The organism is Luteibacter rhizovicinus (assembly GCF_004342265.1).
Classification (GTDB): Bacteria; Pseudomonadota; Gammaproteobacteria; order Xanthomonadales; family Rhodanobacteraceae; genus Luteibacter; species Luteibacter rhizovicinus_B.
Map to the genome: position 1 here is coordinate 197,623 of NZ_SMCS01000001.1, position 17,345 is coordinate 214,967.

The window sequence follows — 17,345 nt, forward strand, 5'->3', positions numbered from 1 at the left end:
GATTCTAGCCAAATCCGTCGCCGCCGATTTCTGAGTTGCGTCACGGCCGGGGTGGACCCTCGTACGGGGATGTATTCGTGTCCGATCAGCTTGCCGGGCGTGGCGGCCAATGGCCTGTGGGGCCGACGGTGGGTTTGAGCCTGAGCTTCAGTGCGCTGAACACGGCGAACGCGGGGTTCGGTCGCGGCTGGTCGCTGTCGACGACGCGCTACGACGGCCGGCGGCACGTGTTGCAGTTATCGACCGGCGAGTCGTTCAGGGCGGATGGCCGGTCGTCGGGACGATGACCTTCAAGGACCGCAAGCTGCGCTCGATCGCATAGGTGCGATAAGCGGCGCAGACGGCATACGTTATCGGTACTACGAGGCCGGAAAGCTTGCGCACGAGGCGGGTGAGGACGAATCGTCGTCGTTCCATGCCTTCGCCGGTCAGACATTGGCCGACCATGGGCGAATGGTGAGTGGCGCTATGACGAAGAAGTCGTACGCGCCCGTGTCACCCGGCTGGCGGTTTCCTTGCCAAGTTGCGCGGCAAGCCATGCACCCGTAGCCACGAGTGCGTCCAGATCGACACCCGTGTGCATGCCCATGCCGCTCAGCATGTACACCACGTCCTCGCTCGCGACATTTCCGGTAGCGCCTTTCGCATACGGGCAGCCGCCCGTGCCCGACACGGCGCTGTCTACGACGCGGACGCCTTCTTCAAGGCAGGACAGGATGTTCGCCAATGCCTGGCCGTAAGTGTCGTGGAAATGTACCGCGAGGGCGTGCATCGGCACGTCGACGGCAACGGCATGCAGCATCGCGCGCGCCTTCGCTGGCGTGCCGATGCCGATGGTGTCGCCAAGCGAAATTTCGTAGCAACCCAGCTCGTGCAGGCGGCGAGCGACGCGTACCACGTCGGCGACGGGTACCTCGCCTTGATAGGGGCAGCCGAGTACCGTGGAAACATAGCCGCGAACTTTCACGCCATCGGCCTTGGCGCGCTCCAGTACGGGGAGGAAGCGTTCGATGGATTCGTCGATCGTGGCGTTGATATTCGCTCGGTTGAACGCTTCGGACGCGGCGGTGAACACGGCCACTTCCGTCGCGCCGACGTCGCGTGCGCGCTCGTAGCCGGTCAGGTTGGGGACGAGTACGGGATAGGAAACGCCGGGCAATTTGCGAATGCCGTGAAATACGTCGGTGGCATCGGCAAGTTGCGGCACCCATTTCGGACTGACGAAGCTGGTGGCTTCGATCGTCGTCAGACCGGTGGCCGACAGGCGATCGATCAGTTCGATCTTGGTCGACGTGGGCAGCAGGGTCTTTTCGTTCTGCAGGCCATCGCGCGCGCCGACTTCGACGATGCGTACGTGATTGGAACCGGTCATGGGTCTGTCCTTCAGGTCGCGTCGACGAAGCGTACGAGCACGCTGTCCGCGTCCACGAAATCGCCTTGCGCCGCCATGATGGACTGGATGGTGCCGGCACGCGGCGCCTTCAAGGCCAGTTCCATTTTCATCGCTTCCATGACCATCAGTTCCTGGCCTTCCTCGACGGCATCGCCGACGGCCGTTTTCACTAGCACGATACGGCCGGGCATCGGCGCGGTGACGTGTTTCGCGCCTTGTGCTTCCGTGCTGATCCAGGCGAAAGCGGGCGCCTGCTCGAAGATCCAGCGCTGCGCGTTCGTGTCGTGCACGCGGATGCGGCCGTGGCCGATCGACAGCGGCACGCGACGGGCATGCTCGTCGAAACGTGCGCTGAGCGTGTCACCCGAGAGGCGGGCACCCGAGACAGTGCACGCCGCGTCGGCATGGCGCAGTACGTAGTGGCCATCGTGTCCGTGCGCGTCGATTTCATGGCGAACGTTGCCTTCCATCAGCGCCACGACGCGCTTGCCAGGATGACCCAGCCGCCATGCGTCGGCGACGGCCCAGGGCGAGCCGGGATCGCCGTCCGGTGCTTTCTGGCGGGCCTCTTCGGTGAGGAGCGCCGCCGTTGCCGCAGCGAAGACCGTATCGGAACATGCTGTCGTGGTGCCGGTCAGGAATTGGTCGAGATGCCGGTCGAGGTAACCGGTGTCGATGCTGCCTCCGACGATGGCCGGATGGCGCACCAGTCGTTCGAGGAAGGCGATATTGGATTTCGGTCCGACGATGTCGCTGGCGGCCAGCGCTTCGCTCAGGCGTTCGAGCGCGGCTTCGCGCGTGGCGTCGTGAACGATGAGTTTGGCGATCATCGGGTCGTAGAAAATCGTGACCGTGTCGCCTTCGACAACGCCGCCATCCAGACGCACGTGCGCCGAAGGCTGGGGCAGGGTCAGGCGGCGCAACTTGCCGGAGCCTGGCAGGAAGTTCTGTTCCGGATCTTCGGCGTAAAGCCGCACTTCGATGGCGTGGCCGTGCGCACGAACGTCGTCCTGCGCGAGCGGCAGCGGCTCGCCCGAAGCGATGCGCAGCTGCCATTCGACCAGATCCAGTCCGAGCGTTTCCTCGGTCACCGGATGTTCGACCTGAAGACGGGTATTCATCTCCATGAAGAAGAACTCGCCATCCTGCGCGACGATGAATTCGACGGTGCCCGCGCCCACGTAGTTCACGGCTTTCGCGGCAGCGACCGCCGCGGCGCCCATGCGCGTGCGGCGTTCGGCATCGAGGAAGGGGGAGGGCGTTTCTTCCAGCACTTTCTGATAGCGCCGCTGCGCCGAGCATTCGCGCTCGTTCAGATGGATGACGTTGCCCTGCGTGTCGCCGAACACCTGGAATTCGATGTGACGCGGATGCTCGACATAGCGTTCGAGAATGACGCGTGTGTCGCCGAACGCATTGGCGGCTTCGCGCTGCGCGGAGGCCAGCGCCTCCGCGAAGTCGCCGGCCGTGCGCACGATACGCATGCCTTTGCCGCCGCCGCCCGACGCGGCCTTGATCATCAGCGGGAAACCCGTGCGGGCAGCCTCGTCGGCCAGCCGGACCGGGTCCTGATCGGCGCCGTGGTAGCCCGGCACTAGCGGGACATCGTGGGTTTCCATCAACGCCTTGGCGGCGGCCTTGGAACCCATTGCGTCGATGCTTTCCGGGCGCGGGCCGATGAACACGATGCCGGCTTCGGCGCAGGCGCGTGCGAACGCGGTGTTTTCCGACAGGAAACCGTAGCCTGGGTGGATGGCCTGGGCACCGGCGCGTTTTGCTACCTCGATGATGGCGTCGGCACGCAGATAGGACTCGGCCGGGCGCGGGCCACCGATAGGCCAGGCCTCGTCGGCAAGACGGACGTGCTGGGCATCGGCGTCGGCGGTGGAATAGACCGCGACGGTGCGGATGCCGAGCCGCCGGCAGGTCCGGATCACACGGCAGGCGATTTCGCCTCGGTTGGCGATCAAAATACAGTCGAACATGCTGGCCCGCAGTGTCGGTAACAAACGGCGAACGCTAACAGATTCGCCGTTTTCGGCGGGTTGCGGCGCAGCAATTCCGGGTGCGTGAAGTCGTTGCGATTTGCAGTGAATCGGCCTCTCCCCTAGCCTTATACCCCAGGCTGGGGCTTCCGGCCGTTGTCATCCCCCCCTCTAGCGAGATGTCCATGCAGATTGCAAACCGCCACGCCGTTTCCTTCCATTACACGCTGACCGACGATCAGGGCAACGTCATCGACAGCTCCGACGGTCGTGAGCCGCTGGCATACATCCATGGCGAAGGCCATATCGTTCCGGGTCTGGAAAAGGCGCTGGAAGGCCGTTCGGAAGGCGACCAGTTCAAGGTCGATGTGATTCCCGAAGAGGGTTACGGCGTTCGCCATCCCGAACTGGTGCAAATCGTGCCGCGCGAGGCCTTCCAGGGTGTGGAAGACCTGCAGCCGGGCATGCAGTTCCAGGGTCGCAACGACCAGGGCAGCATCAACGTAACCATCGCCTCCATCGACGGCGACAACGTCACGGTCGACGGCAATCACCCGCTCGCTGGACAGACGCTGCATTTCGCAGTGGAAATCGCGAATGTGCGCGAAGCGTCCGCAGAAGAACTCCAGCACGGTCACGTGCATGGCGAAGGTGGTCATCACCACTAAGTAGAAGGGCGGCCTCAGGGTCGCCTTTTTTCTTCACGCCTTTTCGGGGACGGCTCGGCTTTGCCATCGCTTTCGCGCTGTGACGTTTCGGGGAGAGCCGTCGGCCACCACCCTCGACGCTCCGGCTTCACCGTCGCTCGGGGAAGGAGAGCCGCTTTGCGGCTTTTGTCTGATGGCTGCGCCCCGTCGCGCCCGCGCTGCGGGCGGGGGTTTTTGATTCGGCCTCCCTGCCTCAGCAAAAACGGCGGACCGTCCAGGTCCGCCCCCTGCGGGCCTTGTCCGCCCGCCGCGCTCGGTTGCGCAAGTCGCGTCGAGGGTGGTGGCCGACGGCTCTTCCGAACGTTGCGGTTACGTGGAGGAGAGCATTGCGTCGATGCATTGGTATAGCTGACCCCATCCGATGCACGCCTCCCCAAGGCACGAGCGTGAGGCGGCGAAGAACGCTCAGTACCAATCGAGCAACGACACGCCCAAGCCCAGATAGGTCGCCTTGTGGTTGTAGTCGATCATGCTCTCGCCATATCCGTTGAATACTTCCAGATAGCCGCGGAAGTTGTTCACTATCGGGAAGCTCCAGGTAAAGCGCAGCGAGCCGTGCGATTCGTCGCCGCCGCGGAAGGAGTGACGCGCGGCGAGGGCGAATTCGTTCGAGCGCCATTCGCGCACGACCTGGATTTCTCCGCGGCCCATGTAGTTCGAGATGTCCGGGTTGTCGTCGGTTTTCCGGTCTTCCGGAATGCGCCACCACGGGCGCAGCATGACGGTCCAGCCTTCACGTTCCAGGCCAATGTTGGCGATGACGCGGTTCCAGCTCCGGGAGAGCGGGTCGCCCCGTCCGTTGGACTGGTGGGCTACGCCGATGCCCGCGAGCTTGCCGGTCCAGCCGAGAATTTCGTAGTTCGTATTGAATACGAGCATCGCCTCGGGCTCATAGTTCGTTTCGCGGAACGGGCGCGAGAGATCCTTGTTGTAGACCTGCCAGCGGGACGACTGGGTATAGCCGACCCACAGGTCGCCGGCATCGCCGAAGACGCCTTGCCAGACCTTGGTCTTCAGGCTCAGCTGGAACTTCATTTCGGCGTTCTGAAGGCCCTGTGGCGTGTCGACCGTATGATTCGGCGAAGGACTGTGCGGCGTCTGGTTCTGGTCACTGCTGATGAAATACGGCAGCACGTAAGTGGGCCTGTAGCCGCGCAGATTCATCGTGCCGAGCTTGCTTTCCGGCGACAGTTCCCAGCGACTGTCCAGCAACGAAAGCGGCTTCGCGACATTGCCGCTGTCCCGCGTGGCCGCGTCGACCACGGGCGAATTGCGCGCGGCGGTATCGTCTTTCCTGGCGGAGGTTTCCATCCGCGGCCGCCCGACCGCCTTGTCGTAACAGGCGAGGCGCTGTGCATCGGTTTCGATGGCGGAGCAGGCGCGTATGTCCATCGGACTGGGATTCTGTGCCCACGCGCTTCCCATGTTCAGGCACGCCAAAGCGCCTACGGCCGTTGCCGTCGTCAATCGTTTCATCCGCTAAAGCTCCCTTGATGCCCGCTGGCAACAGGGAGTGTATCCGGCGCGAACGTGTGAATTCCGTGCAGTACGCCAATGCGGGAAATGCGGGAGGCCGGCTGGCCTCCCGCGTGCGATCGCTTATTTATGTTTCAGCCATGCCTCGTACTCGCTCTTCGATATTTTTCCATCGCGGTTCTTGTCCGCGTACTGGAAGTCGTTGGCGAGTAGCGGATAGGCCGACGCCTGACTTTCGGAAATGGACTGCCCGCCATTGGCGAGCGTGGCGAAGTCCGGCGCCGGGCCCGCTTTGGGCATCGGGTTTGGCGCGGTGTCGACCGTCACCTGGCCCTGCGGCGTCGACATGGTGGTGCCACCACGGGCGCCGGCTTCCGGCGATGACGGCATAGCCGTCGCGGAGTCGCCAGGCGGCGGTGGCGGTGGGGGCAGGGGAGGATTGGGCGGAGGTACGTGGCCCGGCGGCGGGGGAGGCGGCATGGGCGGCGCAGGCGGAACATTCTGGGCGAACAGCGCGCCGGCGACGAGCAGCGACGTACCCGCAAGCATCACTCGAATCTGTTTGTTCATCTGGTTTAGCCTCCGTATGAAGACCTGGTGCGTGAACCTCCACCGCGTCCCATGCAATGGAATCATTGCCGACGCTAGCAAGCGACGATTTAATGGGGGCCCAATCCGAATAGCGCCTGCACTGGCGCGTCACGGGTTTCAGACGGCGTCTCCACAGTGAATGTGATCCGGCTTTCGCAACGTTCGGCCCAGCTCGTCCACCTGGCGGCACAAGGCATGCTCAGGGACCCCTCGCGGAAGGCGCGGCCATCCGATATACCCGCCGCCATCGCGCGTATGGGCATGTTGCAGATCGACACGATCAATGTCGTCGCGCGCAGTCCTTATTTCGTGCTGTTTTCCCGCCTCGGCGCTTATCGCCTGGAATGGCTGGAGGACGCGCTTGCGACAGGTCTTCTTGCCGAATGCTGGGCGCACGAGGCATGTTTCGTCGCCGCTGCGGATTACCGGTATCACCGCGACTTTCGCCAGAGTCGCGCCGGACACTGGGCCCATCGCAGCGCGTCGAAAACGTATGCCCAGGCCCGGGGCGACATGGACGCGCTACTGCTACGCGTCCGCGAGAACGGACCCATGCGCGCCAGCGACTTCGAACGCGATATGCCTGCAACGAAGGGCTGGTGGGGCTGGAAGCCCGAGAAGCGTTGGCTGGAAGCCTGGTTCGCCATGGGCGGTCTGATGGTGTCCCGGCGCGACCGGTTCCAGCGTGTCTACGATCTGGCCGAACGGGTGCTGGCGGGCTGGCCCGTGCCGCCGCCCACGAGCGTGCTGAGCGATGAAGCGATCCGCAGCCACTTCATCGGAGACAGCGTTCGTGCGCTGGGTGTGACCCGCGCTCGCTGGATAGCCGATTATTGCCGGCTGACGCCGCGTGTCACCGACGATGAGCTTGCACCGATGGTCGCGCGCGGCGAGCTGCTCCAGGTTGCGGTCGACGGATGGGACGGTCCGGGCTACGCGCATCCGTCGCAGGTGGACTTGCTGGCCGATGGTGCCCGCTCCGCCTTGCGGGCCACGAAGACGGCCCTGCTGTCGCCTTTCGATCCTATCGTGTGGGATCGCGCCCGCGCGCTGGACCTGTTCGACTTCGAGTACACGCTGGAGTGTTACACCCCGGAGCCGAAGCGGCGATTCGGCTATTTCGTCCTGCCGATCCTGCATCGAGGCCGCCTGGTCGGCCGGCTGGATGCCAAGGCCCATCGCCAGGAAGGGCGATTTCAGGTGAAGGGGATATGGCTGGAAGACGGCGTCGAGGCGGACGATGCCCTGATGGTCGGCCTTGTCAGGACGCTGCGTGCGTGCGCGGCATGGCATGGCGCGCCGCGCGTCGTCGTGGATCGCAGCGAGCCCCGCGGCCTGGCCACGGGGCTCAATCGGATGCTGGCCAGAGAGACCTAGCGGGTCGAGGCCGGAGCGGGGGCGTCGGTGCAGGACTTTCCGTGCAGTGCTTGCTTCAGCTGGGAGGCCAGCGAGGTGCAACGGGCACTCAGCTGATCGCGCATGTCCGGGTCCTGCGACTGGCGAAGCAGGCTGGTGCGCATATCTTCGTAGCGGGTCTCGATATCCCCCGATTTATAGATGCCGGCGGCCAGGTGGCAGCTCTTGTAGCTGGCCAGATACTCGTCGCAGGCCGCGATGCCGGTGTTTTCCGGCAGGGGCGCGTTGTTGGCGGAGGCTTGCCTGGACGTGCGGGGAGTGGTGGAGGTCGTCTTCGTGCCGCCGGACGTCGTGTGGGTGGACGTCGCCGGTGCGGCGGGGACGACCGTTGTCGACGTCGTGGTGACCGTCTTCGTGGCTGGCTTGGCCTTGTGGTCGGCGCAGGCCGCCAGGGCAAGGGCACAGAAGGCCAGCGGAACGAGGCGTGCGATCGGGTTGTTCATGGGGCTCCCCCTTCGTGGGTGGTGGATGGATACCGTGGCGCGGGCCACTCGAGGATACGGCGGCGCCAAGCATGCGACCTTTCGGGGTGAACGCAATGTCAGGGTGCGACGAGACAGTCTTTATACCCGTTCAGGCACGAAAAGGTCGGTGCCATCGCTATTTACACATTCTGCGCGTATGATCCTTCCACTGTGTTTGCCGGGGTCACAGAGTTCCGTTGACCCGATGCCGCTGATTTTGTGTCCGCAACATCGCTTCGCTCCTCGCGTTTCCTAGCACACCAGTTCAGTCCGCCCGCGAATTCCGGGGGTTGGTCTTGAAGTAACAGGCCGTCATAGGGCGGCGTATCTAAAGCAAAGTTAAGTATTGGAGTGTTTCTATGTCGGATCGTGAGATCGGCACCGTAAAGTGGTTCAACGACGCCAAGGGCTTCGGCTTCATCAGCCGCGATAGCGGTCCTGACGTCTTCGTGCACTTCCGCGCCATCACCGGCAACGGCTTCAAGTCGCTGCAGGAAGGCCAGAAGGTCAGCTTCAAGGTCGTCAATGGCCAGAAGGGTCTTCAGGCCGAGGAAGTCCAGGCCGCTTGATCGGTTCCGGCATCTGGCAGTAAGTAAAGACGAAGTCGGGCGATGACGTCCGGCTTCTTTGTGTTTTTTTGGTTTCGACTTGCCGAATTCACTAAGAATTCACGAAAAATAATGAGAAAAGGGCACATTTGTAGGCATTCACCTACATAAGTTCGCTCAAAACTCGTTATGATCGACATGCTGTGTTTGCGCGGTCACGCGAGCGGCCCGATGTAAGCGAGAGTACCCGCTGCATCGCCTCACCCGTTCCTGCATGCTCAGTAAGTCGTCGGCTGGCAAGCCGATTTTTAAATGTGTGGATCGAGGTGTGTGTAATGGCTGACAACAAGACGGGTACGGTTAAGTGGTTTAACGATGCGAAGGGCTTCGGCTTCATTTCGCCGGACGACGGCAGCGCCGACGTGTTCGTGCACTTCCGTGCCATCACGGGCAATGGCTTCAAGTCGCTGGCGGAAGGCCAGAAGGTTAGCTTCAACGTCGTGAACGGCCAGAAGGGCCTTCAGGCTGAGGAAGTCAAGGCGAACTAATCGCTTAGACCTCTGGTACGTAAAAAAGCCGGGCGGCGACGCCCGGCTTTTTTTATGGCTGCTCAGGGCCTTAGGCTCGTGCCTGGCCGGTATTACCGCCCGAAATCGCGACGCAGGTGTCAAAAACACGACGTTTGTAGGCATTTTCCTACAGCACTTTGGGTGAATCTGAGTATTATCGAAGCCGCTGTGTTTGCGCGGTCACGCGAGTGGCCCGATGTAAGCGAGAGTACCCGCTCCATCGCCTCACCCGGTCCTGCATGCTCAGTAAGTCGTCGGCTGGCAAGCCGATTTTCCAGTGTCTGGATTGAGGTGTGTGTTATGGCGGAACAAGTAACAGGTACGGTTAAGTGGTTCAACGACGCGAAGGGCTTTGGCTTCATCACGCCCGACGCGGGCGGCGCGGACTTGTTTGTTCACTTTAAGTCCATCAAGGGCAACGGCTTCAAGTCGTTGGCGGAAGGTCAGAAGGTCAAGTACGTTCCTGCTCAGGGACAGAAAGGTCCTCAGGCCGAAGACGTCGAGCCGATCTGACATTTCCGGATCATGTTTCGATGGGCCGGGCGGCGACGCCCGGCCTTTTTTTTACGCGGGGGAGCATCCGGGGTATGACCGAAGAAGGTGCATTCGGCAGCATCGCGCAAAACGTACGGATCGCGCGCAGTTCCAACGGCGCTCAGGCAGGACTGCTGGTCTACGAGCCGAAATTGCCGCGAACCGCCCTGATGTGGGTGCCCGCCATGGGAGTTCCCGCCCGCCACTATGAAGCGTTGGCCATGGCGCTTGCATGCCGTGGTGTCGCGGTGGGGGTGCACGAATGGCGAGGCATCGGTTCCAGCAACCGACGAGCAGGCAGAGGTTCGGACTGGGGTTATCGCGAACTGCTGAAAGACGATCTTCCGGCGAGTCACGAGGCTCTTCAGGCGGCACTGCCGGATGTCCCGTTATGGCTGGGTGGTCACAGCCTCGGCGGCCAGCTGGCCAGTTTGTTCGCGGCTATCTCGACGGAGGCTCCGAAGGGCATCGCGCTGGTTGCCAGTGGGTCGCCGTACTGGCGCAACTTCGGCCTTGCCGTGGGCATGGCCTACGTGGGCGCCCCGTTGCTCGCCGCTCTGGTCGGCTATCTGCCCGGTCGGCGTATCGGGTTCGGCGGCAACGAGGCTCGGGGCGTCATTGCCGACTGGTCGCGTAGCGGTCGCACGGGGCGCTACAGTGCCCGTGGCCTGGATGTCGATCTCGACGCTGTGCTGCGAAAGCAGCCGTCGCCGATCCTTGGTCTGCGCCTGCGGGACGACTGGCTGGGTCCGGCGGCGTCCCTTCAGTACCTCATGGACAAGATGCCCGCGGCAGCGCGCACGCTGGACGTTGTCGGGCCGGACCAGTTCGATGGCCAGCCCGCCGATCATTTTGCGTGGATGAAACGGCCGGATGCCATCGCCCGCCGGATCGCCGACTGGATGGGCCAGACCGCTTGAATCGACGCGGGCTCGCCGGAAGGTAAGGTTTCTTCTTCTTTCCTCGCGGGACGGATATGACTCTCTTCGAATCCTTGCAGCAGCGCGATGTGATTTTCCGCAACCGTATCGTTGTCGCGCCGATGTGCCAGTACTCGGCTATCGATGGCATGCCCGACGAATGGCATCTCGTCCACCTCGGTAGCCGGGCGGTGGGAGGCGCGGGCGCCGTCGTTTCCGAAGCGACGGCGGTGTCTCCGGAAGGCAGGATTTCCGCAGGCGATGTCGGTATCTGGAACGACGCGCAGGTAGCTTCCTGGCGGCGTATCGCGGACTTCGTGCGCCGACAGGGCGCCGTTCCCGGTGTGCAGTTGGCTCATGCGGGGCGCAAGGCCAGCGTCCATGCGCCCTGGCTTGGCGGCGGCCCCTTGTCTGAAGCCGAAGGCGCGTGGGCAACGGTCGCGCCGTCCGCCGTGCCGTTCGATGGCGACTGGCACGTCCCCGTAGCGATGGACGACGCGGCTATCGCCAAAGTGGTCGCGGATTTTCGCGCGGCGGCGGTGCGTGCGCGCGACGCCGGGTTCGATCTGGTGGAATTGCATGCGGCGCACGGTTATCTGCTGCACCAGTTCCTTTCGCCGCTCAGCAATCGCCGCGACGACGCATTCGGTGGCGATTTTGCAGGACGCACGCGCCTGTTGCTCGACGTCGTTCGCGCAGTGCGCGAAGTCTGGCCTTCGCATTTACCTCTGTGGGTGCGTATCTCCGCCACGGATTGGGCGGACGGTGGCTGGACACCCGACGAAAGCGTCGAGCTGGCGCGCCGCCTGAAGCCGCTGGGTGTCGATCTTGTCGACACGTCGTCCGGTGGACTGGTGCCTCGCGTGAAGATCCCGCTCGCTCCCGGGTATCAGGTGCCGTTCGCTACCCGCATTCGAACCGAGGCGGATATCGCCGTGGGCGCGGTGGGACTTATCACGAGTCCGGAGCACGCCGAAGCGATCGTTCGCGAAGGCCATGCGGACATGGTGCTGATCGCGCGGGAAAACCTTCGCGATCCGTATTTCCCGCGCACCGCGGCGGCTGCACTGGGTGTGTCGGTCGACGCGCCAAAGCAGTACGCTCGTGCCTGGTAACGCAGAGGTAGTCCACACATGTCCGTGACGGCAATTTCGGTGGAAGGACGCGAACGCGACCTAGGCGATGGCTTTGTCGTTCGCCGTCTGCTGCCCCATCTACAGGCACGGCACGTCGGTCCGTTCGTATTCTTCGATCAGATGGGGCCGGCCGATTTTGCCGAGGATTCCGGCATGGATGTACGGCCGCATCCGCATATCGGTCTGGCCACCGTTACCTGGCTTTTCCAGGGTGCGATCCGTCATCGGGACAGTCTGGGCAGCAACGTCGATATCCATCCGGGCGATGTGAACTGGATGACGGCAGGGCGCGGCATCGTCCATTCGGAACGCACGCCGCCGGACGAACGTCACCATGGACAGAACCTGCATGGCATCCAGGTGTGGGTCGCCCTGCCCAAAGCGTTCGAGGAAATCGAGCCCGAGTTTCATCATCACTCCGCCTCGGAACTGCCAAGGGTCGAACTCGACGGCGCACGTCTCACGGTCATTGCCGGCGAAGCCTTTGGCCGGGAGTCGCCGGTGAAGGTGTTCGCGCCGATGTTCTTCGTCGAGGCGCGCCTCGAGGCTGGCGCATCGATCGTCCTTCCGGACATCCATTCGGAGTGGGGCGCGTATGTCGTGGAAGGTCATGCGACGTTTGGCGGGCTCGATCTGCCCGCGCTCGGCATGGGAGTGCAATACGGTGGCGAACCGCCGGTACTCAAGGCGACGGAATCGTCGTTGATCATGCTTTTCGGCGGCGCGCCGCTCGATGGAGAACGTCACCTCTGGTGGAACTTCGTATCCAGTTCGAAGGAGCGGATCGAACAGGCGAAAGACGACTGGCAGGCACAACGGTTCGGAACAGTGCCGGGTGACGACGGCGAATTCATTCCACTGCCGACGTACTGACGAGACGAGATCCGCCATGAGCGAGTTCGCATCCTTCAAGGATTTTTATCCTTACTACCTCGGCGAACACCGCGACGTGCGCTGCCGCCGCATGCATTTCGCCGGCAGCTGGGTCGTTATTCTTGCGTTGGTGTTGTTGGTATCGACGGGCCAGCTGCGTTGGCTGCTGCTGGCCCTGGTCGGTGGTTATGGATTCGCATGGATCGGGCACTTCGTATTCGAAAAGAACCGGCCGGCGACGTTCCGGCATCCGCTCTGGAGCCTGATGGGCGACTGGGTGATGTTCTGGCAAATACTGCGCGGGCGCGTGTCGCTCTGACGAGCGGCACGCCCCGCGTTTGTTCGTCAGGCCACGTATTCCAGCGATCGTTGCGCACCGCGCTTCGCGCGGCGACTGGCGCTCCATGCGGGAAGATCGAGTTCGTCGCGTGCCTTCGTGCACACGTCGACGAGGCGTTCCACGTCGCTATCGCTCATGCCCGCATTCAGCGTGAGTCGAAGTAGCGAACGATTGACCGTTGTAGCGGGCGCACTGAAAACCGAACCGAAGATGCCGTAGCGTTCGAGCACGTCGCGTACCTTGCCAGTCAGAATCTCGACGCCTGCCTCGAATGCAACGATTTGCTCGGTGCCGTCGGCGATGGGATAGCCTAGCCGGGTCAGTTCGCAGCGCACGTGCCGGGTAACCTGACGCAGTCGCGTACGTCGCCAGCCCTCTGTCTGGATAACCCGGTGCGACGCCGACATGCCTGCCAGTTCGGAGGGCAGTAGCGACGAGCTGAAGATCGCGGGCAAAGCCTCGCAGCCGAAATAATCCTTGAAACGATCGGTGCAGGCGATGAATCCGGCGCGCGAGCAATAGGCCTTCGCCAGACTGGCGGTGATGAAATGGACCCGGTCCTGAAGCCCAAGACTGGCCACCAGACCTTCGCCACGCGTGCCGTGCGTGCCGAGAGAATGGGATTCGTCCACGATCAGGACGCAGCCCGATGCCTGGGCGACCGCGGCGATCTCGACGAGCGGCGCCAGACTGCCATTCGTGCTGTAGACCGCGTCGACGACGATGACTCCCGGTCCGTTGCGCAAGACCTGTCGTTCCAGGTGGGCTGTGTCGTTGTGCAGCACCGACACCGCTCGCGCTCCGGCGCTGCGAATGCCCTCCCAGAGAGACGCGTGCGCCAGCATGTCGATGTAGACCGGCGTGCGATCGTCCGCGATCGACTGGATAAGGCCCACGTTCGCTGCGTAACCCGATTGCGCCAATATGCCGTTCTCCGTGCCGACAGCACGGGCGAGTTCGTACTCCACGCGATGCAATGGATCGTCCGCATCCTGCATGAACAGCGCGGACATCATCATCCCAAGGCCACCCTTTGCGAGCGACGAGCGCTGCGCCTCGACAATGTCGGGGTGGCCGGCAATCGACAGATAGTCGTTGCTTTGTAGCAAGAGATCGTTCGTCGTAGGCTTACGGCCGCGCAAAATGTGACGGCCACCCCAGTCGATGGCCACCCGTTCGTTGTGAAATTTATCCACGCGGCGATTGACGAACTCCGGAAGGGCGGGAGCTTTCAGGACGCGGTGCAGGACGGATACGTTCTCCATGGTGATTTCCTCTCTCTCTTAGTGGTTATGTCTGGGCGACATCACACACGCCGCGGATCGCAGCGCGCGCACGCCGACCTCGCCCTGGTCGGCGCATATAAGAGAGACAGAGGCGGCACGTTTTGAGACGCCCCTAGCCGTTAGGTGTAGGTAACGAGAGAAGGCGTGCGCGGGCCTACGCTTAGGCAACGCGCACACGAACCCCGGCTCGCACCGGAGCGACACCTGTGGGAAATACCTTACTGGATAGGCGTTGGGGGGCTAGAGGAACCGGCCGCGGCTGTCCGCGGCAAGGCTGAGATCCTGTTCACGCAGCCAGCTGCGGTAGGACTTGACGTGCTGGAGCCGGAACCGCTCCACATCGTCGATCAGCGCGTAGTAGTACCACTGCTCGCCGGATATCGCCGTGGCCGGGTACATATGGGCTTCGGGCTGGGAAATGCTCTTGTGGTAGAAGCCGTCGCGCGAGGCGAACCAGGGCAGGGCTTCGCAAGAACGCATCGATTCGAGCACCGAATCGGGTGCGCCCAGATCGGATGCGATCTCGAAGTGCGTACGCAGGTCCTCGTCCGTCTGCACCAGCAGGAACCGGCCGATGCCCCACGCATCGAGCAGCAGCAAACCGGTCGGATTGCAGTGCACGTAGCACTCCACCGGCTGGAACGTGGCCGTTACGCCTTGCAGTACCTCGCGGAAAGCGGGGTCTCGAAGGAACCGGAAATTGCCAAGGGCCAGGGTTTCGGCGACGAAAGCGCTGGCGCGTTCGAAATAGCGACGCTGGAGCTCGACGATCGCCGTTTGCAGCTTTTCGATCGCCAGCGGGTCGTTTTTGCGGATGAAACGGTCGATGACGCCTGAATTGAAGGCGTCGATGGCCGTGGCGTCGTCGGCCCGGCCGGTCAGCAGGATCTTGCCGATATGAGGGTTCGGCAAGCGTTTGCAGAAGGTAATGCCATCCATGTCCGGCATCGCCTGATCGACGACGACGACCGAGATTTCGGCGAAACGCTCGGGGTCGTACACCACGCGATGGATCGAATCGATATCCAGCGCGACCAGTTCCTGGGTTTCCGACGGCCGGTCTTTCCAGCGATATAGCCAGCCGCCGCCCGGAACGGGCCGGCTGCCGGTATTGCCCAGCGTGGACAGCGCGGCGCGCGGCGAACTGAACGTGCGCACGCGCATCATCGGATCGAGCAGCAACGGGACGACGTCGAGGTATTCCTCGTGGTCGTCCACCAGCACGGTGGTGGTGGGAAAGTGGAAGGGCTGGATATCGCCCTGCGCATTCAACGTCATCACTGCGTGTCGCCGGTATCCGGAAGAGGAAAGTCGAGGGTGAACTCGGTGAACTCACCCCAGTTGGAATGGCAGACGATGCCTCCGCCCATATGCTCCATCGCCGCGAGGGAAAAAGCGAGCCCTATTCCGAGGCCGGTGACGCCGCCTTCGTGGCCTTCGCTGGAATAAGAGTAGAAACGGTTAAATATCCGTGGCAGGACATCGGGTGGAATGCCGGGACCCGAATCGTAAACCCGGATGCGGTTGGAGGTCTCGCCGGGCTCGATATAAATGCCGATTTCGCCCTTACCGGCACGTCCCGTATGGAACAAGGCGTTGCGAAGAAGATTGAACAGAACATGCACGAACAGGCTTTCCGCCCCCATCAGCGTGAAATCGCCCGTCGGGGACAGCATGATCCGGTCGCGCTCGGCACGCGAGCCATACGGATACCGGCGTAGCGCCTGCTCGACGCACTCCCTTGCCGACAGCGGGTGGAGAGGTACCTCTCCGATGGGGCGGGCCGCAAGCAACAGCATGTCGATGATCGTGTTGGCGTAGGTGACCTCGCGCTCCATGACGCCGACGCTGCGTTCCAGCGCATGCAGATTCTGCTCTCGCAGTTCCGGCACGGGCAGACCTTCGCTTTCGGCCAGCCGGTGACTGCGGATGAGGTCAGGCATGAACCGGCCGACGGCCTTCGCGGCGATCCGCAACGATCCGAGCGGTGTACGCAACTCATGGGCGATGTTGTTCGACGCGGCGGTCAGGGCGTCGAGGCGCGATTGTTCGGCCATCGACGACGACACGCTACACACCGCGCCGCCGACCATCGCGAACAGGAGCAGGGGAATGTATTCGAGCATCGGCGCCACGTGCAGATGCGCGGCCGGCGACAGAAGGAACGCGATGGTCGCGAAGATGCTGCCCACCGTGAACACCAGCAGGAAGCTGGCGACATCGAAGAGCATCATGAGCAGCATGACGGCCGCCATGTGCGTCATCAGCCATGCGGGGGTGGCATTGCGCAGCGTCATGTAGCCCACGAAGAAGGGCAGCGCGATCGTCATCGCCAGATACCAGTACGACGGTAGCCAGGCCCTGAACCGTCGCGGCCACCAGGGAAGCAGCGCCAGGGGCAGGAAGGTCGCGCTGCATGCCAGCCGCAGCGGCAGGTTCTCGTAGGGCTGGGGAAACAGGAAGGCCCATACCGGGTAATAGATGGCGAGCGAGAAGCAGCCGACCACGCCGATCGCCACCATCTTGGGCTGCGAATAGCGCGTGCGCGCGAACATCGTCGACTCGAAGCGCCCCATTGCCCGCAGGAACAGCCAGGCCTGCATCCGCACGAAGCGAACTGGGTTGGCGAACTTATGCCCGGCTGGAGACATGGCGTGGACGCTGGGAAGCGCCCCCTCCGGATGCGTGCATGGCTAGGGCGAGGGAGGGCGGCATGTTCAGCGGAAATTCTGGTGACAGGACTGGCACGCGTCGCTCACTGGCTTCAGCGCGACGGTCAGTGCCGCGCACGTCGCGGGCGCGGCCTTTGTTGCCCCGGCCAACGCGGTGTCGAGTTGGCGGGCGGCGTCGTAGAAGCCCTTGTCCATGCTGGGGAAGGCTTCTTCGATGTCGGCGGCGGCACTGGTCAGACGCGCCAGCCGTGCCGCAGTCGCGGGGCCATCGCATTGCTGGCTGCGCAGGCTGTTCCTGAGGACCCCGACATGATGCTGCATGACCGCCATCACCCCCCGATGATAGGGCGTGCCCTGGCGCAGGGCACTAAAGGCGAAGGTAGCACCCATGGCACCCACGGCGAGGCCCAGGACGATCAGGAGCAGGGCGCGCAT

General features: G+C 63.2%; 19 protein-coding genes. 10 read left to right on the forward strand and 9 right to left on the reverse strand.

Annotation, left to right across the window (positions count from 1 at the left end):
• Positions 1-77 precede the first annotated feature (77 nt).
• On the forward strand, positions 78-287 hold the full coding sequence (locus EC912_RS00880) for a hypothetical protein (RefSeq protein WP_132141264.1): 210 nt from the start codon (positions 78-80) through the stop codon (positions 285-287).
• A gap of 179 nt (positions 288-466) precedes the next feature.
• Here EC912_RS00880 and EC912_RS00885 read toward each other — a convergent pair whose 3' ends face one another.
• Positions 467-1,372, reverse strand: coding sequence for a hydroxymethylglutaryl-CoA lyase (locus EC912_RS00885; protein WP_132141265.1), 906 nt, complete (start codon positions 1,370-1,372; stop codon positions 467-469).
• A gap of 11 nt (positions 1,373-1,383) precedes the next feature.
• Positions 1,384-3,378: an acetyl/propionyl/methylcrotonyl-CoA carboxylase subunit alpha gene (locus EC912_RS00890; RefSeq protein WP_132141266.1), complete on the reverse strand. Its 1,995-nt coding sequence runs from the start codon at positions 3,376-3,378 to the stop codon at positions 1,384-1,386.
• Positions 3,379-3,563: 185 nt separating this feature from the next.
• Here EC912_RS00890 and EC912_RS00895 point away from each other — a divergent pair, with 185 nt between their 5' ends.
• Positions 3,564-4,046, forward strand: coding sequence for an FKBP-type peptidyl-prolyl cis-trans isomerase (locus tag EC912_RS00895; RefSeq protein WP_132141267.1), 483 nt, complete (start codon positions 3,564-3,566; stop codon positions 4,044-4,046).
• A gap of 444 nt (positions 4,047-4,490) precedes the next feature.
• Here the strand turns inward: EC912_RS00895 and EC912_RS00900 are convergent, their stop codons facing one another.
• Together EC912_RS00900 and EC912_RS00905 are read right to left on the reverse strand one after the other, a co-directional pair.
• Positions 4,491-5,561, reverse strand: coding sequence for a phospholipase A (locus EC912_RS00900; protein ID WP_132141268.1), 1,071 nt, complete (start codon positions 5,559-5,561; stop codon positions 4,491-4,493).
• Positions 5,562-5,684: 123 nt separating this feature from the next.
• Positions 5,685-6,131, reverse strand: a complete 447-nt coding sequence (locus tag EC912_RS00905; protein WP_243649095.1) for an EF-hand domain-containing protein — start codon at positions 6,129-6,131, stop codon at positions 5,685-5,687.
• Between the two features lie 156 nt (positions 6,132-6,287).
• Here EC912_RS00905 and EC912_RS00910 point away from each other — a divergent pair, with 156 nt between their 5' ends.
• Positions 6,288-7,529 carry a DNA glycosylase AlkZ-like family protein gene (locus EC912_RS00910; RefSeq protein ID WP_132141269.1) on the forward strand — a complete coding sequence of 414 codons (1,242 nt, stop codon included), beginning with the start codon at positions 6,288-6,290 and terminating at the stop codon, positions 7,527-7,529.
• On the opposite strand, the gene EC912_RS00915 is transcribed toward EC912_RS00910, so the two are convergent.
• Entirely contained in the window at positions 7,526-8,011 is a 486-nt protein-coding gene (locus tag EC912_RS00915) for a hypothetical protein (protein ID WP_132141270.1), read from the reverse strand. The two genes, EC912_RS00910 and EC912_RS00915, sit on opposite strands and share 4 nt — an antisense overlap.
• A 380-nt stretch (positions 8,012-8,391) precedes the next feature.
• Between EC912_RS00915 and EC912_RS00920 the strand changes: the two genes are divergently transcribed.
• The 7 genes from EC912_RS00920 (at position 8,392) to EC912_RS00950 (ending at position 12,931) form a co-directional block, all read left to right on the forward strand.
• Complete coding sequence (locus EC912_RS00920) at positions 8,392-8,601, forward strand: cold-shock protein (protein WP_132141271.1); 210 nt, start codon at positions 8,392-8,394, stop codon at positions 8,599-8,601.
• A gap of 314 nt (positions 8,602-8,915) precedes the next feature.
• Entirely contained in the window at positions 8,916-9,128 is a 213-nt protein-coding gene (locus tag EC912_RS00925; RefSeq protein ID WP_132141272.1) for a cold-shock protein, read from the forward strand.
• Between the two features lie 321 nt (positions 9,129-9,449).
• Positions 9,450-9,662, forward strand: a complete 213-nt coding sequence (locus tag EC912_RS00930) for a cold-shock protein (protein ID WP_132141273.1) — start codon at positions 9,450-9,452, stop codon at positions 9,660-9,662.
• 74 nt (positions 9,663-9,736) lie between these two features.
• Positions 9,737-10,603, forward strand: a complete 867-nt coding sequence (locus EC912_RS00935) for an alpha/beta hydrolase family protein (protein WP_132141274.1) — start codon at positions 9,737-9,739, stop codon at positions 10,601-10,603.
• A gap of 56 nt (positions 10,604-10,659) precedes the next feature.
• Positions 10,660-11,718: an NADH:flavin oxidoreductase/NADH oxidase gene (locus EC912_RS00940; protein ID WP_132141275.1), complete on the forward strand. Its 1,059-nt coding sequence runs from the start codon at positions 10,660-10,662 to the stop codon at positions 11,716-11,718.
• 18 nt (positions 11,719-11,736) lie between these two features.
• Positions 11,737-12,612, forward strand: a complete 876-nt coding sequence (locus EC912_RS00945; protein ID WP_132141276.1) for a pirin family protein — start codon at positions 11,737-11,739, stop codon at positions 12,610-12,612.
• A 16-nt stretch (positions 12,613-12,628) separates the two neighbouring features.
• Positions 12,629-12,931, forward strand: coding sequence for a DUF962 domain-containing protein (locus EC912_RS00950; protein ID WP_132141277.1), 303 nt, complete (start codon positions 12,629-12,631; stop codon positions 12,929-12,931).
• Positions 12,932-12,957: 26 nt separating this feature from the next.
• Here EC912_RS00950 and cqsA read toward each other — a convergent pair whose 3' ends face one another.
• The 4 genes from cqsA to EC912_RS00970 all read right to left on the reverse strand — a co-directional run bounded on the left by cqsA (position 12,958) and on the right by EC912_RS00970 (position 17,345).
• Positions 12,958-14,217 carry an alpha-hydroxyketone-type quorum-sensing autoinducer synthase gene (gene cqsA / locus EC912_RS00955; RefSeq protein WP_132141278.1) on the reverse strand — a complete coding sequence of 420 codons (1,260 nt, stop codon included), beginning with the start codon at positions 14,215-14,217 and terminating at the stop codon, positions 12,958-12,960.
• 261 nt (positions 14,218-14,478) lie between these two features.
• A complete protein-coding gene (locus EC912_RS00960; protein WP_243649136.1) occupies positions 14,479-15,516 on the reverse strand; it encodes a response regulator in 1,038 nt (345 codons plus the stop codon).
• Positions 15,516-16,889 (reverse strand): sensor histidine kinase, encoded by a 1,374-nt coding sequence (locus EC912_RS00965; protein ID WP_132141280.1) that lies wholly within the window; start codon positions 16,887-16,889, stop codon positions 15,516-15,518. Before EC912_RS00965 ends, EC912_RS00960 begins: the two co-directional genes overlap by 1 nt.
• 66 nt (positions 16,890-16,955) lie before the next feature.
• On the reverse strand, positions 16,956-17,345 hold the full coding sequence (locus tag EC912_RS00970) for a cytochrome c (RefSeq protein WP_165973456.1): 390 nt from the start codon (positions 17,343-17,345) through the stop codon (positions 16,956-16,958).